Consider the following 24,375-nt stretch of genomic DNA (forward strand, 5'->3'; position numbering starts at 1 on the left):
TTGGTAAAAAAAAGTTGAAACCATTTTTCAACTGCTTAAGAAAGTTAGGCTTCTCTTCCATAAACCTAAAAAAGGTTAATAAAAACGCTTTTCTTTTCTTTCGAATTTGCTCTGCCGAGTTTCTAAAATTCCCTAAATCTAGATATAAAAAGAAAAAAAGGCCAAAGAATAAAAATAATATTGAAAATATATTGTACATCTTTAACTGTACCAGCACAAAAATTAACAATAGTATAGCGCTTCCAAATATTGCAGAACGTCTTACAACGTAATCTAAATTGTATGTTTTTATTGGTTGCTTTGTAACTATTTGATGGACTATAAGTGCTCCTAAAAAAATAAGGATAATCCTAAAAGGTCCTAAAAGTACGTTATCTAGAAATCCCATTTATACTATATTTTAAATTTTGGAATAGATTGTAAATCTATTTGCGCAACAAAGACTGAAAAATCTATTTTTTTTGCTTCCCGCGAAATCATTTTTTTCATTCTAGATGTTTCTGCATATTCGATAATATAAATTGGTTTTTTTGCTATTTTTTTTGCCTGCCTTAAATTTTTTACTATTTCTCTTTGTGTGTTTATGTCTCGTATTGCATACTCCTTTTTAGCAAAATCATAAGCACTAACAACCGACTCTACAACAATAGAATTTGTAATATTTTTAAGTTCTTTGGCCAGAAATAAGCCTGAATTTTGAACTAAAAAAAGATTTTTATTCTCTACTTTAATTCTTTTTAACAAAGCAATAAATTCTTCTTTTTGATTACGTAAATTCCCCCACTGAGAGACATTATCTAGGTTATCCAAAAACAATCCTTCAATTCCTTTTTGTTTTATTTTATTAATTACTTTCAATAAAACTTCTTGCGCCTTTTTGTTTTTAATATCTATAAACCGACTATTCCAAATACCATTTTTCCCTAAAGTATAAGGAGCCATTTCTTTATAAAAAGACGCATATTCGTTTACTTCTGTTAAACTTATGTATGCAGCTACCTTCGTATTGTTTCTATTAAAAATTGCAATCTCCGATGAAGTATAATGTTCCGATTCTAGAATAACTAAATCGTATCCTGTTATTAATTCTGGGTTCACTTTTCCATAGCAAACAAATAACTTGTTTGCTATGGCATCTTTCTCTTGTAATTGAGAGACACCTAGAAAGGGTAATAAAAAATATAAGATATTAATAGGCCGCATAATAATGGTAATCTAATTTCTTAAAGAAAACAATAGTTTCTCGTAATGTTAAAATCATAAACAATCCTGCTCCAACGAGCATACCAACAACACTATACTCATAACTAATTATTCTAGACAAGATAAAACCTACTGCAAAATTAACTATGCAAGCAATTATTATAGAGCGCAATGGTCCTTTAGGATTATCTAGTGTAAATAAATACAAAGAGTTAAGCATTCCCCAAGTAAGTAATAAATAGCCGACACCACCAAAAACACAAACCTTAATACTTATAAAATCTAAAGTTTCACCAAAATTGGCCTCATATCCCCATGGTTGGGTAATTAATAGATAAATAAATGTCGTGGTGACTAATGCGGTAAGGATTAGAACAGAAATATGTCCTAAATACATTTTAAAAAGACTTTTATTAAAAACCTTCCTATTAGTTACTAATGTATTTCTTTGTTTTAGGTCTAAAAACTTACTAAATGAAGCTATAGCGTATTCTAAAACTCCTGCTAACATAAAGAATATTAGAATTGCAATATCCATTCCTATTTCATAATTTTTTTCATATAGAAATATAAATTGATGCGTTAAATCTATGTCGGCCGACCAAGCTAAAAGTCTATCAATAAAAATAAAGACATATATAAGGGTTCCATAAAAAAAATACCTATAGTTTTTATAAATAACCATTAACTTTTTTGGTCTTAAGTTTTCTGCTGAATAAAAACCTTTTTTTCTATTAAAAAAGTACTCTAAAAACAACTTAGAAACGAAAATAGCTACTGTAATACCCACCCAATGCGTTACATAAATATATAGACTAGTATATAGTTTAAGGACTAATGCAATAGCAGTAGCTAATAATACTGCTAATGAAATAACCCAGCGTTGTCTTATAGTATGAAAAGGTGCAGATACCAACAACAATAACCCTATTAAAAAGGCATAAACACAGGTAATAAGTATAAAAGAAAAGGGATATAAGTTAAAAAAGAAATTTATTGCAGTTAGTACTAAAAAGGTTAAAAGCAAACCATGAATTCCCGATTTAATTAACTTATTAACCACCATTTTGGCTTTTTTAAACTCTTGATGGTGCCAATAAAATGAAGCTTGCCTACCTAATACTTGTACATAACCTCCAGAAACAACTAAACCAATTATAACTCCAAAAACGACGGAAGTAGACTGTACAATATTGAAACCTATAAAAGCCCACAAGGAGTAACCAAAAACAATTATAGACGCTATTTGTAAAAAAATAGGAAGTAAATGGAAGATACCTAATGGATAAAACTGTATTAAAAGTTTCGTTTTCATCCATAAATAACTAGATACTGGAACTAACGCAGCTTTAGATTTTTTTAATTCGCTCTCATTTTTTAGTGTGGTTATATCTCTACTTTTTAAATCATTAAATATATGCTTAGATAAATCGGAAAGGGACACAAATCCATAATCCTCTAAAACATCTTTATCTCTGATTCCAAAAGATTCTAAGGTTGCTAAAACAACCATAACACTAACTGGATTACCAATTTTATGGATTACCAATTCCGTTATTTTTTTAATATTTTCTTGAATGTTTTTCATGCAATGAGGGGAACTTCCTTCGCTTCTGTGTTAAAACTAAATAGTTTAACTTTCTATTAAACTTGGAGTTTTAATACTTAAATTTTTATATGTTTTTTCAAAAGAATTTATAAAAGTATCTATTGTAAAATTTTCTAATACTTTTTGTCTAGCATTTTCACCCATCCATTTTCTTAATCTTTCATTTTGTAAAAGTTTAATAACGTTTTGAGCAATTTCTTCATGGTCCTTGGGTTTACAAACCAAACCGCAAGTATCATCTATTGCCTCTGTAACCCCACCGACATCGGTAGCTACAACTGGTATTCCAGAACTCATAGATTCTATAACTGTATAAGGAAAACCTTCTGAAATAGAAGTAAGTATAGATATATCTCCTTCGGAATAAATAAATTCCGGTTTATTATGAAAACCTTTTAAGAAAAAGTTATTCTCTAACTTAAGTTCTTTTATCAATGCTTCACATTCTTCCGTATATTCTGGTACTGCATCTTTATTACCATAAATTAAATACTGTACATTTGGTATTGTTTTTACCACTTCATGACAAGATTTAATCATGGTTAAAATATCTTTTAAATCAAAAATTCTTGCAGCAGCAACAACTGTAGGAATTTCTTTTAAGTGTTCTGGCTTTGGTCTTGGAAGAAATACATTTTCATCGACACCATTATATATAACTTCTATTTTAGATAATTCTGCACCATAAAATTTTTCCCAAGACATATTAAATTTACTTACGGTACTAATTTTTGATGCATGAGAATACACTAGTTTTGTTATGCACTCAGAAAAATTAATAAGCATTTTTTTTAAGAAATAAGAGTAATCGGCAGAACTAATAGCAATTAAGCGCTCTCTAATAAAAACACCATGTTCCGTAACCAAAATAGGCGTGTTATATTTATATTTTAATGCTAAAGCAGGAATAACTGCTATTCCTGAAATAGTAATATGAGAAATATCCATTTTAGGAACCTCTATTGCCATGGGAATAAGAAAGCGATAAATCCAACGCATGGCAGTTGTTATATCTTCCAATGGAACAACATTTAACTCCTCCGGAGGTAATACTCTAGAAATAACATCACAGAAAGTATACCAGACGGCTTCACTAGTCATTGTGGTTTTATAGTCGTACTTCTGAAAAAATCGCCACATTTTGTAAAAACTGGCATTTATATTTTCTAAAGATTGATTCTCAGAATATATTTCTTCTATAAATGATGTAAAATTTGGTAAGAAAGAGCTTTTTATAATATCGTCGGATGTAAACTCCCTTGCTTTAAGGATTGTAGAATATTTTATATTATAATCTACACAATCGAAAGGTTCTTCTGGAGACCACATAGGCACCTGAATAATCTTCTTTACATTTTCACCTATTGGGTATTTTGTAACACTTTCAACACCTGCATTAATAGAGTATAATGTAAAATCAATACCTTTTGTTTTAGTACACAAATCATGAGCCCACGTAGAAACTCCTCCTCCATTATAGGGATATGTTCCTTCTGTAATTAGAAGCACATTAATAGTATTGGTTAGTGTCATGTAATTTTTTCCTCTTCCTATTTTTCGTAAAACAAATTCAAAGAAAACACTAAACGCAGATATCTCAGTTTATATTGGTTAAAGCAATGGAATTAATCTATAAAATGATAGATATATTACCTTCATCGATAAAAGACAATTATTCATCATAATTTTCAAAATACTCAAAGGCATCTATAATATCTAAATATACACCATCAAAACCTGTAGAAAGAATTTTGTCTAAATAAGCTTCATCATTTCCAAAAATAACATTCTGCCATTCTTTTTCCCAATAGCGAACTTTAAAGTTTCCTTTCCAGTTTTTGTTTTCTTTATCTAGCCAAATTGGTTTATTTTTCTTCCAACTCGTATCCCAATAATACCTATAATCTTCTGCTTCTCCAATAGACATATAGCAAATAACTTGTCTCCTCCCTCCATCAGGTTTAGTTTTTAATTCTTCTATTGAAAGTTTTGAAAATGGTGTTCCATCGTTGAAAAACATATCTAAAAAAACCACATCATAATTAGAATTATCTATTTCGCTTATAAGCTCATTTTTAGTGTCGTAATCTTCATAATTAAGAATAAACAAAAAATTATCCGCATCTTCTAAAGATGCAATACTCTTGTTACTTAATTTATTTGTTGTATGTGGTACAGGGGGTATTAATGTTAAATCTCTTTTTGTAGCAACAAAAGGAATAAAGCCTAAATCATAATTTTTTTGATACGCATCCTCAATTTTATCTTTCGAAGAACAATAATCAATAACAAAAATAGAATTACCTGCATTTTGAGAAACCTTCAACAAATTTATATTATAATCTGTGATCTCTTCTTTTGTGGCAACGTTATCTCTTTTATAACCATAGAACAAATTTTCTTGTCCGTTACCGTCGATTGCTTCCAAATATTTTTTACTTGGAGCCCCATCTGCCGTACCTGTTTTGGTAACCAATTCTATTCCATTTTGGGGTATAATAGCAAATTCTGGATTTATTCCCTTAGCATGCTCGCTTAAACCGATAACAAAAGAACGCATATCCTCTTTAAAATCTCTATTCCCAAATATTGAATTCTTTTTTTGTTCTATTTCAGTTGTATTTATATCATTCGTATTCTCACAGCCTGTATTCAAAAAAAATAAAAACAAAAATAATTTTATAAAACTCATCTTATTCATAGTTAATATACCTCGGACAAATATAATGCTTATTTATAATTGACTTATTTAGAATTAAAATACAAAAATCTCAAAAGCATTTCTTAATCTTGTTAAAACATAAGTGGAAAAAAAATCTATTATATACCATACTACTTAATAGTTATATGTACATATTAGTTTTTTAACCTAACCCAACATCTAAAGTCATCATAACAATAAACCCCCCAATAAATCCCATTACTGCTATATCGGTATGCTTATCTTGTTGGGTTTCAGGAATTACTTCTTCTACCACAACAAATATCATGGCACCTGCGGCAAAAGAAAGTGCATATGGTAGAATAGGCTGAAAAGTAAGTACTGCCCAAGCACCAATAACTGCTGCAATCGGCTCTACTAATGCAGACGCCTGACCAAACATAAAACTCTTCGTTCTACTTAACCCTTGTCTTCTTAAAGGCATTGCTACGGCAAAACCTTCTGGAAAATTTTGAAGTCCTATACCTAATGCTAAAGCCACAGCCCCACCAATGGAGGCTCCGTCAAAACCAGCCGCAACACCTCCAAATAAAACCCCTACAGCTAACCCTTCAGGTATGTTATGTAAAGTAATAGCCAATGTTAGCAGAATAGACCTATGCCATGGTGTTTTTATACCTTCTTTTTCACTTTCCTTAAAATTAATATGTAAATGCGGTAGTACTTTATCTAATCCAAAAAGAAATAAAGCACCTAATAAAAAACCTACTGCGGCTGGTATTACCTTTACAAAACCTTCTCCAGGGCTCATTTCTATTCCTGGCGCTAAAAGACTCCAAAAACTAGCTGCTACCATTACTCCTCCAGTAAAACCAAGCATTCCGTCTAAAACTGCTCTATTTAAAGTTTTAAACAAAAAAACTAAAGCCGCTCCTGCTGCGGTTAATGCCCATGTAAATACTGTTGCATAAAAAGCTGCTAAAATTGGGTCTATAGATTCTAAATATGCTACTACTTGTTCCATTTCTTATTCAATTATTCTTAAATATAAATTAGATGCTATTTGGTCAGATATATGAATATCAACCTCTCTGATTTTTATATGTAAAGAGCCATCGAACTCTTCTTTATCAATAACAGATATAGAATCGCCCAAAGCAATTTTGTTTTTGTCTAAAAATTTTAAAAAGGGTGGTGAAGAATCTTTTACCCCTACACATATACCTTCTTTTCCAATAGGAACTTCATTCAACAGTCTTTTTATAGATTTTTTAAATTCGCCATCTTTAGAAGGAATAGGGTCTCCATGTGGATCTATTTGCGGAAATCCCAAATGCTTATCTAGCATATCTACGAGCTTCTCACTCTTTATATGCTCCAGTTGTTCCGCAACTTCATGAACCTCATCCCAAGAAAATTCCAATTTTTCTACCAAAAACACTTCCCACAATCTATGTTTTCTTACGATAGACAAAGCCGTCTTTAGACCATACTCGGAGAGGGTTACACCTTGATACTTTTTATAATTCACAAGACCTTTTTCAGACAATTTCTTAATCATATCCGTAACCGAAGATGGTTTAGTCTCCATTCTCTCGGCAATGGAGTTTGTTGAAACACTACCCAAATCCCCTTTACCCAGGTGGTATATGATTTTAATATAATCTTCTTCTGAAAGTGTCATTAAATTTTCATTTAAAACAAAAATACATTTTTATTAATAAAAACAAATTTTTAGCTTTGCCTAAATTTTAATTTTTACAAGTAAAAAATATTAATGAACCCTATTCTTAACTCATTCCTTACATTTATTCTAGTTATATGTGGTTGTATAATCTTAAGTGCTCAAGAATCGCAATTAAATGGTACTGTAACCGAAAATAACAATCCGGTAGCCTTTGCCAACGTAATTTTAAAAGGCACTTTAAAAGGTACTGCTAGTGATGAAAATGGGAATTTTACCATAAAAAATCTTACCCCCGGAAACTATACTTTATCCGTATCTGTTCTGGGCTATCTGCCCTATTCTAGAAAGATAGTAATTAAAAAAAAGGAAACTAAAACAATATCTATACAACTAAAATTCTCTTCTGAACAATTAGATGAGACTGTTGTGACAGGTACATTAAAAGCGGTTAACAGATTAGATAGCCCCGTACCTGTTGAAGTTTACAGCCCTACTTTTTTAAAAAAGAACCCAACTGCAAGTATTTTCGAAGCACTACAAAACGTTAACGGTGTTCGTCCACAAATAAATTGCAATGTATGTAACACTGGAGATATACATATTAACGGTTTAGAAGGCCCTTATACATTAGTTTTAATTGATGGTATGCCAATTGTAAGTGGTCTAGGAACTGTCTACGGCCTTTCTGGAATACCAAATTCTCTTATAGAACAATTTGAAATAGTAAAGGGCCCTGCATCTAGCCTATATGGAAGTGAAGCCGTTGGCGGTTTAATAAATATTATTACAAAACGTACGGAAGACGCTCCAATATTTTTTGCAGATGGTTTTGCTACAGGCTGGGGAGAATATAATTTAGATATTGGCACTAAACTAAAGGTCGGAAAAAAAACAGATGCTCTTTTAGGGGTAAATTATTTTAACTACGATAACCCTATAGACAATAACAACGATAATTTTACAGATCTTACTTTACAGGAACGTATCTCTGTTTTTCAAAAATGGAATTTTAAAAGAAAAGAGAATCGCATCTTATCTTTAGCGGGTCGTTATTTTAATGAAAATCGTTGGGGAGGAGAAATGCAATGGACGCCAAAATATAGAGGAGGAACGGACATTTACGGTGAAAGTATAAAAACAAAACGATGGGAGGTTTTAGGAAAATACCAACTCCCAATAAAAGAAAAAGTATTATTCTCCTTTTCTTATAACGATCATCATCAAGATTCTTTTTACGGAGATACACCATATTTAGCAGACCAACGTATTGGGTTTACTCAGCTTACGTGGGATAAACCTATAAATAAACACGATTTACTTTTTGGTATCTCTTTACGGTATAATTATTATGACGATAATACTAGTGCAACGGAAACAAATAATGGCAATAATCCTGATGAAATTGTTATCCCTAGTTTATTTATTCAAGACGAAATAAAAATAAACAAAGAACACTCTCTGCTATTAGGAGCAAGGTATGATTACGACAAAAGGCACGGTTCTATTTTTACCCCAAGAATGGCTTATAAATGGAAAATTACCACCAATGGTATTTTAAGATTAAATGCGGGAACCGGATTTAGAGTAGTTAACTTATTTACGGAAGAACATGCCTCTTTAACTGGAGCAAGAGAAGTAATTATTGCTAATGAATTAAAACCGGAACAATCCTATAACACAAATCTTAATTACTTGCAAAAATTTTACTTTGATAATGGAACTTTTGCTAGTCTAGATGCGTCATTATTCTACACCCATTTTAAAAATGTAATTTTACCTGATTACGACACCAATCCTAATCAAATTATTTATGATAATTTAAATGGAAAATCTGTATCGAAAGGAGTAAGTGCCAATCTAGACATTGTTTTCCCTAACCATTTAAAAGTACTTTTAGGAGCTACTCTTATGAATGTTAGTAATACGGAGAATGGAATTACGGAAAGACAAATACTAACAGAGAGTTACTCTGGAACATGGGGAGCTTCGTATACTATTGCTCCATGGAAATTAACCATAGATTACACAGGAAATCTTTACGGACCAATGCGGTTACCTCTACTTGGAGAGTTAGACCCTAGAAGCGAATACTCCCCTGTTTGGAGTATACAAAACATACAGTTTACTTATAAAGGAATAAAAAACATAGAGTTATATGCTGGAATAAAGAACTTGTTAGATTGGACTCCTAATCGTGGAAATCCATTTATTATTGCAAGAGCAAATGACCCTTTTGATAAAGAAGTTACTTTTAATTCTAATGGAGATGCTATTTCTACGCCCAACAACCCCAATGCCCTAACTTTTGATCCAACATACGTGTATGGACCCAACCAAGGTATTAGAGGATTTTTGGGGGTTCGTTATCGTTTAGACTAATACTTTAGTAAAATACCTAGAGGCAAGCATTACAACTTTCAAATCTCAATTATCGAGTAAGTTGCATTATAGCGAAACGACTTAAATACATAATATGTAACTTTAGCTATACTATTTACTTTATGAGTAACTCTCTACTTTTTATTCCGGATATATCTGGATTTACAAAATTTATCCAAACCACAGAAGCGGAGCATAGCCAACATGTAATTGCGGAATTGTTAGAGGTGCTAATAGAATCTAACACAGAAAGTTTAGAATTAGCAGAAGTAGAGGGTGATGCTTTATTTTTTTATAAAGAAGGGATTGTACCGTCTCAAGAAAGACTACTGGCACAAATAGAATCTATGTTTACTGCTTTTTACAGTCATTTAAAGTTATTAGAAAAAAATAGAATTTGCCCTTGTAATGCTTGTGCTACTGCTCCCAATTTACAATTAAAAATCATTGCACATTGTGGAGAGTTGCAATTTATTGAAGTGCAAGGAAATAGAAAACCTTTTGGTAAAGAAGTAATTGAAGCACATAGAATGCTGAAAAATTCTGTAGATAGCGATAATTATACTTTGATAAGTAAAAAGTTAGCTTCTGAAATTGGATTGCCCATATATTATTATAGTAAATTGTTTAAATTTAGGCAAGGATTGGATACCTATGATGAGGTAGAAACGGAATACATATACGCAATTATTAACCAAGAAAAGTTATCTCTAAAACCTTTTTCTTCTCCTAAAAAAGTAGATTTACCAAACTCTCCTGAATTGGTAAGTACTATAAATATTCCCGTTCCGGCAGAGATATTATTTGAGTTTATTTCTAATTTTAAATATAGACATACCTGGGCTAAAGGTGTAGATAAAATAGAATACAATCACAATGAAGTTAATAGGCTAGGCTCAGAACATATGTGTGTTATTAATGAAAAACACTTAGATTTTGTTACCGTAATAAAAGAAGTAAAAAAAGGACAATATATTTACGGAGAATACTCTACTAGTGCTCCTGTTATAGATTCTTTTTATCAATTTTATACTATTACTCCTATAAATAAAACAACGAGTCAATTATATCTTGAAACATACCTGAATTCAAAATTCATCTTAAAGAAAATAATAACCACATTAGTTATTAAAAAAATCTTCAGTAAAAATCTCTCTAAAAACATGGAAAGTCTGGCTAAAGAGGCCACTAAATTTCATCAAAATAATACTAGAACAACTTAAACTTCTCTTTGCATTAAGCTCTCGCCAAATTCTTTAAGAACATTTTTGTTTTCAGAAGTAATATTTAGCTCTTCAAGAACTTTAAATGCTCTTCGTGTATAGTTCAATATTGCTTCTTTAGCATCTAAAACAGCTCCTGTATCTAAAAACACTTCTTTTACAGTATCTATTTTATGACTAACATCATTAGGTTGTATAGAATATAAATCTGTTAACTCTCTTACTTGCGATTTTGTCCCCAATTCTAATGCCTTTAGATATAAGTATGTTTTTTTGTTTTCTATAATATCCCCTCCCACTTGTTTTCCAAAAGTTTCTGGATCGCCAAAAGCATCTAAATAATCATCTTGTAATTGAAAAGCAATACCAAGATTCCTCCCAAAATCATAAATTCTATTTTGATCATCTTCCGATGCCTTAGCTATAATACCTCCCATTTTCATAGCAGCCCCAACCAAAACAGCTGTTTTATAATCTATCATTTTTAAGTACTCTGGGATAGTAACATCATCTCTGGTTTCAAAATCCATATCGTACTGTTGGCCTTCACAAACCTCAATAGCCGTTTTAGTAAACAATTGCGCCAAAGATCTAAAAGTTTCACTTTCGTAATTTTCAAAAAGCTGATACGCATTTATAAGCATGGCATCCCCTGAAAGTATACCTGTATTTATATTCCATTTTTCATGTACAGAAGTCATCCCTCTTCGTAAAGGAGCATCGTCCATAATATCATCATGCACCAAAGAGAAGTTATGAAAAACCTCAATGGCCAATGCGGCATCCAAAGCTTTGGTATATTCAGCATTAAAAATTTCAGCAGTCATAAGTGTTAAAACTGGCCTTAAGCGCTTTCCTCCAAGTCCTAAAATATATGTAATAGGCTCATAAAGATTTTTAGGCTCTTTCGTAAGTACCTTTTCTTCTAAATAAGAAACAAAATGAGTGCGGAAATAATCTACAGAATGCATACTTGCAATTTTTTTTCAAAAATACATCCATTTTATCAAATGACCCTTAAACAAATTTATGGTACTTTAAAAAAAGTACTAAAAATTAAAAAAAATGCAATAGTTTTAAAAAACCTCGTCTTTATAATTGCATACTGGTTATTAAACCAAAAATATACAATGCCCAATACGAATAACGACAAAACACTAAAATCATTTTTTAGTAGCGAATATCCTTCGCTAAAGGCCTATGTACACTCTAAAATTAAAAATACAGCAGATAGAGATGCAGAAGACATAATACAAGAAGTTGCTCTAAAAATATTTTCGAGATCTAAAAATGCATCTCCGATCACTAATGTTACTGGCTTTGTTTACAATGCTATAAAAAATAAAATAATAGATACCCTACGAACCAAAAAAAACAACCTTTCTTTTGAAGAAAAAACAGAATTAAAACTAGTAGAACTCTCCGAATTAATTCATGAGAATTCTAGTGAAATATATTCTGACAATATAAAAATAGAATTAAAAAAAGCAATTCGAGAACTAAAGCCTAATTATCAAAGTATAATTATCGCTATAGATTTTGAAGGGTATAGTTATAAAGAAATTTCATACGAGACCGGAATTCCGGAAGGCACTCTAATGTCCAGAAGACACAGAGCCTTGTCCATATTGGCAAAAAAATTAACACATAAAAAACGTACAACACATTTAATATAAAATTATGGAACAATACATTAAACATAAAATTAGAAGTAAAAACATTGGAACAATAATAGGCTGGGTATTATTTGGTATCATCGCAGCAATTGCCCTTGTACTCCTCCTTGGTTTCGGAATCATGTGGCTATGGAATTGGCTTATGCCCGAATTATTTGGTTTAACAACCATAGGGTATTGGCAAGCTATTGGTCTATTTGTTCTAGCAAAAGTATTATTTGGAAGTTTTGGTGGGGACAGTTCCAGTAAAAAAAAGAAAAAGGAAAAATCATTTGCCAATAAAAACGAAAACGAATGCAGGGATTTTTCTAAATGGAAGCAGTATGATCAATTCTGGAAAGAAGAAGGAGAAAATGCCTATAATTCCTTTATTAATAGAACTTCTGAGGAGAAAGAATAATGTTTTATTTCTCTTTTTAACACAAGCACCGCAATATTAAACCATATCACGGAAATAAAGACTAATGTTAAAAAAAAGCAAAACTTTGGAAACTTTTAATGTTTTTAAAGTTTCCTTGAGCTATATTTGCTTCCAATTATGAAAGAAAATATATTAAAAAAGGCTACTGAAATGTTCTTAACACTTGGTTTTAAAAGTGTTACCATGGACGATTTAGCGAATGAAATGGCCATTTCTAAAAAGACTATTTATTCTCATTTTAAGAATAAAACACAGTTGATTGAAGAAACCACATTAGATATGTTCTATTCTATTTCGGAAGGAATAGATACCATTTGTTCTTTTGAAAAGGACCCAATTGAAGAACTTTATGAAATTAAAAAATTTGTTTTACTTCATTTAAAGGATGAAAAATCTTCTCCACAATATCAACTACAAAAATACTACCCAAAAATACATAACTCTCTTAAGAAAAAACATTTCGAAGTTATGCAAGATTGTGTAGTTATTAATATTAAAAGAGGAATAGAGCTTGGGATATACAGAGAGAACTTAAATATCCAATTTGTTTCAAGAATATATTTTTCTGGTGTAACTACCATAAAAGACCAAGAACTTTTTCCTTTAGACCTATTTCCTGTTAAAACTCTTATGGATGAATACTTAGAATACCATTTAAGAGGTATTGTAACACCAAAAGGTCGTAAAATTTTAAACAAGATCATCAATTCAAATCAAGATTAAATGCGAACTAAACTATTAGTATTACTAACATTAGCCTATATATCTATAGGTTATTCCCAAGATAAAACAAGCAGTTTTACTTTGGACGAAGCCATTTCTTTTGCACTAGAAAACAACTACAGTGCAATTAATGCAGAAAGAGACATCATAGATGCTCAAAAACAAAAGTGGGAGACTATTGCTAGTGGGTTACCACAAATTAATGGAGCCATTAGCTATCAAAACCAATTAAAACAACCTATTTCTTTAATACCTGGAGAATTTGCAGGTGGAGAACCGGGAACTTTTGTTCCTATTGTCTTTGGGCAACCTCAATCCGCTTCTGCTACTGCTACCCTAACCCAACAAATTTTCGATGGTTCTTATATTGTAGGAGTACAGGCAGCAAAAGTATTTTTAAGCTACAGCGCTAACAACAAAGAAAAAACGCAGTTAGAAGTTAGAAAAGCTGTAACCGAAGCCTACGGAAATGTTCTCTTGGCTAAGGAGAGTGTTGCTATTTTTGAAAAAAACAAAGCCACTCTTGAAAAAAATCTAGAGGAAACTACTAAAATTTTCGAAAATGGATTAGGAGATGAAGAAAGTGTGGAACAATTACAAATTACACTCTCATCTATAGATCATCAATTAAAAAATGCAATCCGATTAAAAGGTATTACATTACAAATGCTAAACTTAGTAATGGGAATAGCCATTGATGCACCCACAAAACTAGAAGACAACTTAGATCAGTTAACCCAAAAACAAATTAAATTAGATTTATTGGAATCTGGTCTTACTATTGAAAATAATGTAGATTATAAACTCGCTACAAATTTAAATGAACAGCGCTTTTATGAGCATAAACTTGCCAAAAGCAAAGCGCTACCAACATTAAATGCTTTTGTTAACTATGGCTCTTCCGCTTTTGCTGATGATTTTAATTTTTTCAAAAGCGATCAACAATGGTTTGAGTCTTCTATTCTAGGCTTTGATTTAAACATCCCTATCTTTAGTTCTTTAAAAAGAAGTGCTGGTACGCAACGTGCTAAAATTGCTTTAGAAAAAGCAAAAACACAATTAAAAGAAGCAGAACAACAAATACGCCTGCAATTAGAAAACGCTAAAAGCAATTATATTTTAGCTATTGATCAATACCAAACGGCAAAAGATAATTTAGGTCTTGCAGAACGTATTGAAAAAAAGAATCAGATTAAATATTTTGAAGGGCTAGCTACTAGTTTTGAACTTAGACAAGCACAAACGCAATTATACACTACACAACAAGAGTATTTACAGTCTATGATAGAAGTAATTAATACGAAAACCGAATTAGAAATCATTCTCAATGCTGAATCATAATCAAAAAACATCAACCAATAAATCAAATCCAATGAAAAAAATATATTCATTATTCGTCGTAACACTCCTTTTAGCCTCTTGTGGAGGGGATAGTAAGAAATCTGTTGAAGATATTATAGCTACAGATAATCTAGAGACAATAAGAAAAAAGAAAACAGAACTAGACGCAACTGTTAACGAATTATCTGGTCAATTAAAACAACTAGAAGCAAAAATCAAGGAGTTAGATCCGCAAGAAAAAATTCCTTTGATAACCACTTTTACCGTAAAAGAAGGTGTTTTTACTCACTTTGTAGAATTACAAGGTAGTGTTAATACCAAACAAAATTTGGTAATCTACCCTGAGCATTCTGGTATACTTACTAAAGTATATGTAAAAGAAGGGCAAAGAGTCAGTAAAGGACAAATATTAGCAAAAATAGATGATGGTGGTTTAAGTCAACAACTTGCCCAACTAAAAATTCAAACAGATTTAGCTAAAACTACTTTTGATCGCCAGGAACGTTTATGGAACCAGAAAATAGGTAGTGAAATACAGTATTTACAAACCAAATCTACCTATGAAGCGCAATTACAGTCGGTTAGTCAAATGGAACAACAAGTAGGAAAAACTGTAGTTAGAGCTCCTTTTTCTGGTACTATTGATGATGTTATTACAGACCAAGGAAGTGTTGTTTCCCCTGGGCAAACTTCACTTTTTAGAATTGTAAATTTAAAAGACATGTACATTGAAACGGATGTTCCTGAACGTTATATTTCTGATGTTACTAAAGGTAAAGATGTAGAAGTAGTATTCCCTATTCTTGGAAAAACTATGAATGCCAAAGTTAGACAAGCAGGTAATTTTATTAATCCTGCAAACAGAACATTTAAGGCCGAAATTGCTATTAATAATAAAGACAATAGTATTAAGCCTAACCTTACAGCAAAACTAAAAATAAATGACTACACTAATAATGTAGCAATATTAATACCGCAAAGTATTATCTCAGAAAATGCTGAAGGGCAACAATATGTATATACTATTGCAGATAAATCTGAAAACAAAGCCAAAGCTAAACGTGTTATAATAGAAACTGGGAGAACGCAAGGCGATCATATTGAAGTTTTATCTGGTCTTGAAAATAATGAAGAAATCATTGACGAAGGAGCTCGTAGTGTAAAAGATGGGCAAGATGTAAAAATCCTTGTAGTAGATGCCAACTAATCCTAAAGACTAAAAAGCAATGACAAAAGACTTAAAAAAGAAAAAAGTAGATAAGGAATTTGCCTTATCTTCTTGGGCAATTAACAACCAAACAACTATGTATGTGTTAATTGCATTGATACTCTTTCTTGGAGCCGGCTCTTATTTTAGCATGGCGAGAGAAAATTTTCCGGAAATTAAGGAAACTAAAATATATATTAGCTCTGTTTACCCTGGAAATACTGCAGAAGATATAGAAAAATTAATAACCGATCCTATTGAGGACAAACTAAAAACGGTTAGTAATGTAATTGAAATTACATCGACCTCTCAAGAAGATTATTCAATTGTTATTGTAGAATTTGATGAAAATATCTCTGTTGAGGCTGCGAAACAAAAAGTAAAAGACGAAGTAGACACAGAAACATCTAGTGAGGATTGGCCAACTTTTAATGGCGCTAAAGTAGAGCCAAATATCTTCGATTTAAGTATGTCGGAAGAAATTGCTATTCTTAATATTAATATCTCTGGAGATTACCCAGTAGATAAACTTAAAGAGTATGGCGAATATTTGGAAGATGAAATAGAAAGCTTATCCGAAATTAAGCAAGTAGACATTCGTGGTGCTCAGGAAAAAGAGGTAGAAGTGGCTGTTGATATTTACAAAATGATGGCTGCTCAAGTTAGTTTTGACGATATTATAAATACCATTAGCAGAGAAAACATGACTATGTCTGCTGGTAATTTAATCACTAGTGGTCAAAGAAGAACTATTAGAATTCTTGGCGAAATTGAAAACCCTAATGAATTAGAAAATTTTGTAGTAAAAACGGAAAACAATAATCCAATCTACTTAAAAGATGTTGCTGTTATCACTTTTAAAGATGAAGATAAAACAACGTACGCTAGAGAATTTGGGCAAGAAGTTGTAATGCTCGATGTAAAAAAGAGAGCAGGTGAAAATATGGTTGCAGCTGCAGAACAAATTCAAGTTATTGTAGCAGATGCCATAGAAAATGTATTTCCTCCAGATTTAAAAGTTACTATTGCCAATGACCAATCTTCTAAAACTATTGGGCAAGTGGACGATTTAGTAAACAATATCATCTTTGGTATAATACTAGTTGTAACCGTATTAATGTTCTTCTTAGGATTTAAAAATGCATTATTTGTTGGTTTTGCTATACCAATGTCCATGTTTATGTCTCTTATGATATTAGACATGCTAGGGTATACTATGAATACTATGATTCTTTTTGGTCTTATTATGGGACTAGGAATGTTAGTAGATAATGGTATTGTAGTTGTAGAAAATGTATATCGTTTAATGGAAGAAGAAGGTCTAAGTAGACTTCAGGCGGCGAAAAAAGGAATTGGCGAAATAGCATTTCCTATTATAATTTCTACTGCAACCACAGTTGCAGCATTTATACCACTAGGATTATGGCCTGGAGTTATGGGACAATTTATGATATACTTTCCCATAACACTTTCAGTAGTTTTAGGTTCTTCGCTCTTTGTGGCTATATTTTTTAACTCCGTAATGGTGTCCCAGTTCATGACAACAGAAGATAAAGACATGCCCTTAAAGCAAATAATACGGATTTCTGCAATAATGGGTGTTATTGGTATTCTTATATTCCTTGTTGGTGGAAGTTATAGAGGGTTAGGAACATTAATGATTGTTACTGTTCTTTTATTGTGGGTTTACCGCCTCTTCCTAAGAAGTTGGGCCAATGGATTTCAGAATAAAGTTCTTCCAAAATGGGAACGCTTATATGAAAAGCTACTTCGTTTTGCTTTAAATGGTAGAAAGCCAATAATAATCACTATTGGGACTTTCGTTCTACTTATTATAGCTTTTATGGGATTTGGAGCCTCTGTTGGTAGTCAACGAACTAAAGTAGAATTCTTCCCAGATACTACTGCCAACCAAATCATGGTATACATAGAGTATCCAGAAGGTACAGATATAAAGAAAACCAATGCCATAACAAAAGATATAGAAGAACGTGTTTATAAAATTATAAATGATCCCATTTATATAAAAGACGGTTTTAATTTCTTAACAGAAAGCGCTGTTTCACAAGTGGGAGAAGGAGCTGGTAATCCTCAAACCGATGGGGGCTCTGCTGCTGAAATGCCACATCGTGGTAAAATTACGGCTACCATGCGAGAGTATAAATATAGAGATGGCGTAGATAGCAATGAACTTCTTGAAAAAATACAATTAGGTTTAAAAAACATCTATCCAGGTGTTGCTATTTCAGTAGAAAAAGATGCCGCTGGGCCTCCAGCAGGATACCCTATAAATTTAGAGCTAGAAGGTGATGATTACTCAGAACTTATTCTTACTGCTGAAAAAATGAGAGATTACATTAACTCCAAAAACATTCAAGGTATTGATGAATTAAAGATAGATGTAAATAAATCTAAACCTTCCATGCAGGTTGTCGTGGATAGAAAAAAAGCAGGAGAACTAGGCATTAACTCTGGGCAAGTTGGGCAACAATTGCGTAACTCTATTTTTGGAGCAAAAGCAGGTATCTACAAAAAAGACGGAGAAGATTATGATATCTATGTTCGTTTTAATAAAGAAAATAGATATAACACAAGTGCTATTTTTAATCAAAAAATAACATTCAGAGACATGGCTTCTGGCCAGATAAAGGAAGTACCAGTTTCTACGGTAACTAAATATAAAAACAATTCTGGTTTTAGTGCTATAAAGCACCGAGACGTAAAACGTGTTGTAATTCTTTATTCTGCACTTGCTCCAGGATTTACAGATGCAGGAGCAATTGTTTCTAAGATTCAAAACGAAATGTTGAGTTTTACAGAAAAACCAGATACTGTAAAAATTGATTATACTGGACAAATAGAAGAGCAAACCAAACAGATGAATTTCTTAATGGGAGCATTCTTTACTGGTTTAGGTTTAATCTTTTTTATATTAATTTTCCAGTTCAACTCTGTTTCTAAACCAGGTATTATAATGCTGGCTATATTTTTAAGCTTGATTGGCGTTTTTGGAGGTATCGTAGCCACAGGAAGTTCTTTTGTTATTATGATGACCATGATGGGTATTATTTCTCTTGCCGGTATTGTAGTAAACAACGGGGTGGTACTATTAGATTATACGCAGTTATTAATTGACCGTAAAAAAGTAGAACACGATTTAGAAGATGATAAATACATTGAAACAGAAGAACTTTTAGAAGCCATAGTTAAAGGAGGTAAAGCACGCTTAAGACCCGTGTTACTAACAGCAATTACTACTATTTTAGGCTTAATTCCTTTAGCAACAGGATTTAATATTAACTTCTTTACGCTTTTCAGCGAATTCGACCCTCATATCTATATGGGTGGTGATAATGTAGTATTCTGGGGGCCACTTGCTTGGACCGTTATTTATGGACTTTTTGTAGCTACCTTTTTAACCTTAGTGGTAGTCCCTATTCTGTTTTATTTGGTAACCAGATTTAAAATGTGGTTATATAAAAATAGAGCCGCTAAATACACAAAAGCGATTCCGGAAAAGACTCTTTCTTAAGTATTACTTACAATTAATTTAAAATAGATTGTTCAAAAAACCCTGTAATGATATCACTACAGGGTTTTTCTATATTGCATAAAATAGTATTATACTTCGTTTCTAGTCTATTCTCAGATATTATAAACTTTACTTATTCAACACAACAGCCTCAGCATTGCTCCATTGTATTACATGTGCTATTTTATTTTGATCAAAATCTACTTCATTAAGCTTTTCTCCTTTCCAGAAAAACCATTTTCCAGTTTTTACACCATTATTATATTGCCCCATTGCAATTTTCCTTCCTTCCTCATTATACATTTTCCACTCTCCCTGTAATTTTTCGTTTACAAAGAATCCTGTCTGTGCAATTTTACCATTTTCATGATAATACGTTGCTTTTACCATTTCTCCTTCTACTTCATATGTAGGGTTTGTTTCTTGTGCGTACATGCCAACAGAGGCTATAAGGGCTAAAATTAGGATTACTCTTTTCATAATTATGTATTTAAATCAAAAATTGAATTGATAATAGTATATTAAAGATAAAAATAATTACTGATTAAGCAACATTTACATAACTATTAATTTACATTAAATTAACATTAAGTATTTAAGTCATTGATTATAAGTCTCTTGAAAAAATTAAACATTTTACCTGAATCCGTCTAAATTCATAAAAATCCGTTGTTTTAATATCTTGTAAGTTCGGTTTACTTCTTAAATTTGCATACAAAATAAAAAGTAAAATGTACAGGAGTCATAGTTGCGGAGAATTAAGAGAATCTCATATAAATAAAGAAATAACTTTATCTGGTTGGGTACAAAAAACAAGAGATAAAGGCTTTGTTGTTTGGATAGATATAAGAGATCGCTATGGCATAACGCAGCTCATTTTTGATGAAGAACGTACATCAAAAGCATTAATAGAACAAGCCAGAAGCTTAGGGAGAGAATTTGTCATTCAAGTTAAAGGAACAGTAATCGAAAGAGCTTCTAAAAATACCAACATACCAACAGGAAATATTGAGGTTCTAGTACAAGAACTTAAGGTATTAAACCAGTCTGTAACCCCCCCTTTTACTATTGAAGATGAAACAGATGGTGGAGAAGATATTCGTATGAAATATCGTTATTTGGATATTAGAAGGAATCCAGTAAAAAGCAATCTTATCTTCCGAAGTAAAGTAGCTATGGAAGTTCGTAAATATCTTGCAGAGGCCGAATTTATAGAGGTAGAAACCCCTTATTTAATTAAGTCAACTCCTGAAGGCGCTCGCGATTTTGTTGTACCTAGTAGAATGAACGAAGGGCAATTTTATGCACTTCCGCAATCGCCACAAACATTTAAGCAATTGCTTATGGTTGGTGGTATGGACAAGTACTTTCAAATTGTAAAATGCTTTAGAGATGAAGATTTACGTGCTGATCGCCAACCAGAATTTACACAAATAGATTGTGAAATGGCCTTCGTAGAACAAGAAGACATTTTAAATACTTTTGAAGGTTTAACCAAATATTTATTAAAAGAAATTAAGGGTATAAACATTACTTCGTTTCCAAGAATGACTTTCGATGATGCCATGGCAAAATATGGTAACGACAAACCTGATATTCGTTTTGGAATGGAATTTGGCGAATTAAACGCTGTAGCTCAAAATAAAGAATTTAACGTTTTTAATACCGCAGAATTAGTAGTTGGTATCGCAATACCAGGTGCTGCCAGTTATACAAGAAAAGAAATAGACAAGCTTGTTGATTGGGTCCGTCGACCACAAGTTGGAGCTAAAGGAATGGTATATGTAAAATGCAATGAAGATGGTACTTACAAATCTTCAGTTGATAAATTTTATGACCAGGAAGATTTAGCCAATTGGGCAAAAGCCACTGGAGCAAAAGCTGGCGATTTAATATGTGTACTTTCTGGAGATACTCTTGCTACAAGAACACAATTAAGTGCTTTGCGTATGGAAATGGCGGAACGTTTGGGTTTACGCAATCCAGATGAATTTGCGCCATTATGGGTTATAGATTTCCCTTTATTAGAACTAGATGAGGAAACAGGAAACTACCATGCCATGCACCACCCATTTACTTCTCCAAAACCTGGTCAGTTAGAGTTATTAGATACAAACCCGGGAGCCGTAAAAGCAAACGCCTATGATTTAGTTCTTAATGGGAACGAAATTGGCGGAGGTTCTATTCGTATACATGATAAAGAAACACAAGCAACCATGTTTAAGCATTTAGGTTTTTCTGAAGAAGAAGCTAAGGCACAATTTGGCTTTTTAATGGATGCTTTTCAATATGGCGCTCCGCCACATGGTGGAATTGCTTTTGGCTTAGATAGATTAGTTTCTATTCTTGGAGGACAAGAAACTATCCGAGATTTTATAGCTTTCCCGAAAAACAATAGTGGGCGAGATGTTATGATAGATGCTCCCGCGGCCATTGATGATGAGCAACTAAAAGAGCTCAGTTTAAAATTAAACATAAAATCATAAAATAAAAATCCTGCTAATTAGCGGGATTTTTTAATATTTTTAGAGAAGCAAACAAATACATGCCAACCCAACAAAAAACAATTCTTACCAAACTTCTTAAATGGAGATACAAACATATCTCTGATAAGAATTTTACACACATTCTAAGTGTTTTGGTTGGGCTCTTGGCCGGTTTAGCATCTGTAACTCTTAAGAACTTCACCTATTTTATAGAATCCTTATTAGAAACTGGTATTACCATTTCTAGTAACCAACTCTATTTTATACTCCCTATTATTGGCCTTACACTCGTATATCTTTATGTAAAATACGTTTACAAAGAAAAAGTAGAGCACGCAGTTTCATCTATCCTTTTTGCCCTATCTAAGAAGAAAAGTATTATAACTCTAAAAAAAATATACACCCCTTTAATAATTGCTCCTCTTACAGTAGGCTTTGGTGGTTCTGTAGGTTTACTTGGGCCCGCTGTAGCTTCTGGTGCCGCAATAAGCTCCAATTTAGGTCGTCTTTTACATGTTAATACTAAAACGCGTTCCTTACTAATAGCCTGCGCATCTGCAGGAGCCATAGCGTCTATCTTTCAATCTCCTATTGCTGCCATAATTTTTGCAGTAGAAGTATTTAGTTTAGACTTTACCATGTTATCTATGCTACCTCTTCTGCTCGCATCTATCTCTGGTGTTCTTACCTCCTATTTCTTTTTAGGAAATGAATCTCTATTCAACTTTTCACTTACAGATAACTTTGAAATAAAAGACACTATATTTTATGTAATTCTAGGGGTTGGAACAGCCTTTGCATCTATCTATTTTACAAAAATGTACTTTCACATATTTCGCCTATTTAAGCCATTAAAAAGTCCTAAATACAAACTTTTAGTTGGTGGAATAGCTATTGGAATAATGTTATATTTTATCCCCCCTCTTTACGGAGAAGGTTTTGGTTTTATAAACAATTTGTTAGATGGCGAACATTTAAAAGCAATTGGAAAAACACCTTTTGATGCCTATAACCATAATATTTGGATTGTTATTACACTACTTTTTGGACTTACCATTTTTAAAGCAGTTGCCATGACCACCACCTTTGCTGCAGGGGGATCTGGCGGAATATTCATCCCTACTATGGTAATGGGCAGTGCATTAGGCAATGTTGTTGCCAAAGTAATTAATAATATTGGTCTTGGACTTTCTGTATCTGAAAGCAACTTTACTTTAATTGGCATGGCAGGATTAATTGCTGGTGTATTACACGCTCCTTTAACTGCCATATTCTTAATAGCCGAAATAACAGGTGGTTACGAGCTATTTGTACCTTTAATGATTACCGCTTCTATATCCTACTTAATTACTAAAAATGCCATAGACCATTCCATATATACAAGAGAATTGGCCGCTAAAGGAAATTTATTAACCCATAATAAAGATCAAACAGTATTAACTTTAATGGAATTAGATGAAGTAATTGAAGACAACTTTAAAGTAGTTCATCCAGAAATGACTTTAGGAGATATGCTACATAAATCTGTTGCAAAATCTACCAGAAATATTTTTCCTGTACTCGACGATAAAGAAGCTATGGTTGGTATTGTTTTATTAGATGATATTCGAGAATTTATGTTCGACCGCTCCATGTACAAAACCACCAAAGTAGAAACTTTTATGCATAGAGCGCCAGAGTATATTTTTTACGGAGAAGATAGTATGCAAAAAGTAATGCAAAAATTCCAAGATAGCGGAGCATGGAATTTACCTGTTATTAAAGATGGTAAGTACAAAGGATTTGTTTCCAAATCTAAATTGCTAACCGCATATAGAAGAAAATTAATTCATTTTACAAAATAAAGAAACCCTATACTCTTCATATTTACAATACTATTATTAGTTGTATTTTTAGAATGTTTTGTATCTGTTAAATATTAAAAAATTGAAATATATTATTACACTCATTACGCTAACCGCAATAGCTTCTATTATCTATGGTTTTACTTTAGAGACAACCCAAAAAGTATTATCAAATAAATACATTGGAGCTGGCACGGCTACTCTATTCTTAGTTTCCATGCCTTTATTTCTTTATAAAGAAAGCAAAGGAAAAAAGATGAATGATTATATGCTTACTGAAGAAAACGTACGGAAAATGCAAGGAAAAGAACCTAAAAAGTCTGAAAATCAGTAATTTCCATCGTTTTTTATTTAAAAAAGAAAGAATTTCTAGTCAAAATAT

The 24,375-nt window shown here is 32.1% G+C and carries 19 protein-coding genes; 11 read left to right on the forward strand and 8 right to left on the reverse strand.

What is annotated here, in order from left to right; genetic code table 11:
• Positions 1 to 393: 393 nt before the first annotated feature.
• The 6 genes from Q0856_RS04375 to Q0856_RS04400 all read right to left on the reverse strand — a co-directional run bounded on the left by Q0856_RS04375 (position 394) and on the right by Q0856_RS04400 (position 7,158).
• A complete protein-coding gene (locus Q0856_RS04375) occupies positions 394 to 1,203 on the reverse strand; it encodes an endo alpha-1,4 polygalactosaminidase (RefSeq protein ID WP_298502975.1) in 810 nt (269 codons plus the stop codon).
• Positions 1,190 to 2,791 (reverse strand): hypothetical protein, encoded by a 1,602-nt coding sequence (locus Q0856_RS04380; protein WP_298502978.1) that lies wholly within the window; start codon positions 2,789 to 2,791, stop codon positions 1,190 to 1,192. The genes Q0856_RS04375 and Q0856_RS04380 overlap by 14 nt, the downstream gene beginning before the upstream one ends.
• Positions 2,792 to 2,836: 45 nt before the next feature.
• Positions 2,837 to 4,345, reverse strand: coding sequence for a GT4 family glycosyltransferase PelF (gene pelF / locus Q0856_RS04385; protein ID WP_298502981.1), 1,509 nt, complete (start codon positions 4,343 to 4,345; stop codon positions 2,837 to 2,839).
• 139 nt (positions 4,346 to 4,484) lie between these two features.
• Positions 4,485 to 5,504: an endo alpha-1,4 polygalactosaminidase gene (locus tag Q0856_RS04390; protein ID WP_298474620.1), complete on the reverse strand. Its 1,020-nt coding sequence runs from the start codon at positions 5,502 to 5,504 to the stop codon at positions 4,485 to 4,487.
• 172 nt (positions 5,505 to 5,676) lie between these two features.
• A complete protein-coding gene (locus Q0856_RS04395) occupies positions 5,677 to 6,498 on the reverse strand; it encodes a ZIP family metal transporter (RefSeq protein WP_298474622.1) in 822 nt (273 codons plus the stop codon).
• A gap of 3 nt (positions 6,499 to 6,501) precedes the next feature.
• Complete coding sequence (locus tag Q0856_RS04400; protein WP_298502983.1) at positions 6,502 to 7,158, reverse strand: metal-dependent transcriptional regulator; 657 nt, start codon at positions 7,156 to 7,158, stop codon at positions 6,502 to 6,504.
• Between the two features lie 93 nt (positions 7,159 to 7,251).
• Here Q0856_RS04400 and Q0856_RS04405 point away from each other — a divergent pair, with 93 nt between their 5' ends.
• Positions 7,252 to 9,540, forward strand: a complete 2,289-nt coding sequence (locus Q0856_RS04405; RefSeq protein ID WP_298502986.1) for a TonB-dependent receptor — start codon at positions 7,252 to 7,254, stop codon at positions 9,538 to 9,540.
• 122 nt (positions 9,541 to 9,662) lie between these two features.
• Complete coding sequence (locus Q0856_RS04410) at positions 9,663 to 10,763, forward strand: DUF2652 domain-containing protein (RefSeq protein WP_298502989.1); 1,101 nt, start codon at positions 9,663 to 9,665, stop codon at positions 10,761 to 10,763.
• Here Q0856_RS04410 and Q0856_RS04415 read toward each other — a convergent pair.
• Positions 10,760 to 11,734 carry a polyprenyl synthetase family protein gene (locus Q0856_RS04415; RefSeq protein WP_298502990.1) on the reverse strand — a complete coding sequence of 325 codons (975 nt, stop codon included), beginning with the start codon at positions 11,732 to 11,734 and terminating at the stop codon, positions 10,760 to 10,762. The two genes, Q0856_RS04410 and Q0856_RS04415, sit on opposite strands and share 4 nt — an antisense overlap.
• Positions 11,735 to 11,893: 159 nt before the next feature.
• On the opposite strand from Q0856_RS04415, the gene Q0856_RS04420 reads away from it, so the two are divergent.
• The 6 genes from Q0856_RS04420 (at position 11,894) to Q0856_RS04445 (ending at position 19,663) form a co-directional block, all read left to right on the forward strand.
• Entirely contained in the window at positions 11,894 to 12,439 is a 546-nt protein-coding gene (locus tag Q0856_RS04420; RefSeq protein WP_298502993.1) for an RNA polymerase sigma factor, read from the forward strand.
• 4 nt (positions 12,440 to 12,443) lie between these two features.
• The gene (locus tag Q0856_RS04425) at positions 12,444 to 12,839 is read left to right on the forward strand and encodes a hypothetical protein (protein ID WP_298502995.1); all 396 of its coding nucleotides are present in this window, start codon (positions 12,444 to 12,446) and stop codon (positions 12,837 to 12,839) included.
• A 138-nt stretch (positions 12,840 to 12,977) separates the two neighbouring features.
• Complete coding sequence (locus tag Q0856_RS04430) at positions 12,978 to 13,583, forward strand: TetR/AcrR family transcriptional regulator (protein WP_298474637.1); 606 nt, start codon at positions 12,978 to 12,980, stop codon at positions 13,581 to 13,583.
• Complete coding sequence (locus Q0856_RS04435) at positions 13,584 to 14,924, forward strand: TolC family protein (RefSeq protein ID WP_298474639.1); 1,341 nt, start codon at positions 13,584 to 13,586, stop codon at positions 14,922 to 14,924.
• Between the two features lie 31 nt (positions 14,925 to 14,955).
• The gene (locus Q0856_RS04440) at positions 14,956 to 16,131 is read left to right on the forward strand and encodes an efflux RND transporter periplasmic adaptor subunit (protein WP_298502998.1); all 1,176 of its coding nucleotides are present in this window, start codon (positions 14,956 to 14,958) and stop codon (positions 16,129 to 16,131) included.
• Between the two features lie 19 nt (positions 16,132 to 16,150).
• Positions 16,151 to 19,663, forward strand: coding sequence for an efflux RND transporter permease subunit (locus Q0856_RS04445; RefSeq protein WP_298474643.1), 3,513 nt, complete (start codon positions 16,151 to 16,153; stop codon positions 19,661 to 19,663).
• 129 nt (positions 19,664 to 19,792) lie between these two features.
• On the opposite strand, the gene Q0856_RS04450 is transcribed toward Q0856_RS04445, so the two are convergent.
• Positions 19,793 to 20,143: a nicotinic acid mononucleotide adenyltransferase gene (locus tag Q0856_RS04450; protein ID WP_298474645.1), complete on the reverse strand. Its 351-nt coding sequence runs from the start codon at positions 20,141 to 20,143 to the stop codon at positions 19,793 to 19,795.
• Positions 20,144 to 20,394: 251 nt separating this feature from the next.
• On the opposite strand from Q0856_RS04450, the gene aspS reads away from it, so the two are divergent.
• The 3 genes from aspS to Q0856_RS04465 all read left to right on the forward strand — a co-directional run bounded on the left by aspS (position 20,395) and on the right by Q0856_RS04465 (position 24,327).
• Complete coding sequence (gene aspS, locus Q0856_RS04455; protein WP_298503001.1) at positions 20,395 to 22,149, forward strand: aspartate--tRNA ligase; 1,755 nt, start codon at positions 20,395 to 20,397, stop codon at positions 22,147 to 22,149.
• Between the two features lie 59 nt (positions 22,150 to 22,208).
• Positions 22,209 to 23,993, forward strand: a complete 1,785-nt coding sequence (locus tag Q0856_RS04460; RefSeq protein ID WP_298474649.1) for a chloride channel protein — start codon at positions 22,209 to 22,211, stop codon at positions 23,991 to 23,993.
• Positions 23,994 to 24,075: 82 nt separating this feature from the next.
• Positions 24,076 to 24,327 carry a hypothetical protein gene (locus Q0856_RS04465; protein WP_298503003.1) on the forward strand — a complete coding sequence of 84 codons (252 nt, stop codon included), beginning with the start codon at positions 24,076 to 24,078 and terminating at the stop codon, positions 24,325 to 24,327.
• Positions 24,328 to 24,375 lie beyond the last annotated feature (48 nt).

It is taken from the genome of uncultured Maribacter sp., from assembly GCF_947496775.1.
Classification (GTDB): Bacteria; Bacteroidota; Bacteroidia; order Flavobacteriales; family Flavobacteriaceae; genus Maribacter_B.

Bases quoted from the DNA above. Each gene is read 5' to 3' on its own strand.
- Q0856_RS04420 (WP_298502993.1), top strand. From the start codon at position 11,894: ATGCCCAATACGAATAACGACAAAACACTAAAATCATTTTTTAGTAGC.
- Q0856_RS04435 (WP_298474639.1), top strand. From the start codon at position 13,584: ATGCGAACTAAACTATTAGTATTACTAACATTAGCCTATATATCTATA.
- Q0856_RS04380 (WP_298502978.1), bottom strand. From the start codon at position 2,791: ATGAAAAACATTCAAGAAAATATTAAAAAAATAACGGAATTGGTAATC.
- Q0856_RS04400 (WP_298502983.1), bottom strand. From the start codon at position 7,158: ATGACACTTTCAGAAGAAGATTATATTAAAATCATATACCACCTGGGT.
- Q0856_RS04450 (WP_298474645.1), bottom strand. From the start codon at position 20,143: ATGAAAAGAGTAATCCTAATTTTAGCCCTTATAGCCTCTGTTGGCATG.
- Q0856_RS04410 (WP_298502989.1), top strand. From the start codon at position 9,663: ATGAGTAACTCTCTACTTTTTATTCCGGATATATCTGGATTTACAAAA.
- Q0856_RS04440 (WP_298502998.1), top strand. From the start codon at position 14,956: ATGAAAAAAATATATTCATTATTCGTCGTAACACTCCTTTTAGCCTCT.
- Q0856_RS04460 (WP_298474649.1), top strand. From the start codon at position 22,209: ATGCCAACCCAACAAAAAACAATTCTTACCAAACTTCTTAAATGGAGA.
- Q0856_RS04430 (WP_298474637.1), top strand. From the start codon at position 12,978: ATGAAAGAAAATATATTAAAAAAGGCTACTGAAATGTTCTTAACACTT.
- aspS (WP_298503001.1), top strand. From the start codon at position 20,395: ATGTACAGGAGTCATAGTTGCGGAGAATTAAGAGAATCTCATATAAAT.
- Q0856_RS04445 (WP_298474643.1), top strand. From the start codon at position 16,151: ATGACAAAAGACTTAAAAAAGAAAAAAGTAGATAAGGAATTTGCCTTA.
- Q0856_RS04425 (WP_298502995.1), top strand. From the start codon at position 12,444: ATGGAACAATACATTAAACATAAAATTAGAAGTAAAAACATTGGAACA.
- Q0856_RS04415 (WP_298502990.1), bottom strand. From the start codon at position 11,734: ATGCATTCTGTAGATTATTTCCGCACTCATTTTGTTTCTTATTTAGAA.
- Q0856_RS04405 (WP_298502986.1), top strand. From the start codon at position 7,252: ATGAACCCTATTCTTAACTCATTCCTTACATTTATTCTAGTTATATGT.
- Q0856_RS04395 (WP_298474622.1), bottom strand. From the start codon at position 6,498: ATGGAACAAGTAGTAGCATATTTAGAATCTATAGACCCAATTTTAGCA.
- pelF (WP_298502981.1), bottom strand. From the start codon at position 4,345: ATGACACTAACCAATACTATTAATGTGCTTCTAATTACAGAAGGAACA.
- Q0856_RS04375 (WP_298502975.1), bottom strand. From the start codon at position 1,203: ATGCGGCCTATTAATATCTTATATTTTTTATTACCCTTTCTAGGTGTC.
- Q0856_RS04390 (WP_298474620.1), bottom strand. From the start codon at position 5,504: ATGAGTTTTATAAAATTATTTTTGTTTTTATTTTTTTTGAATACAGGC.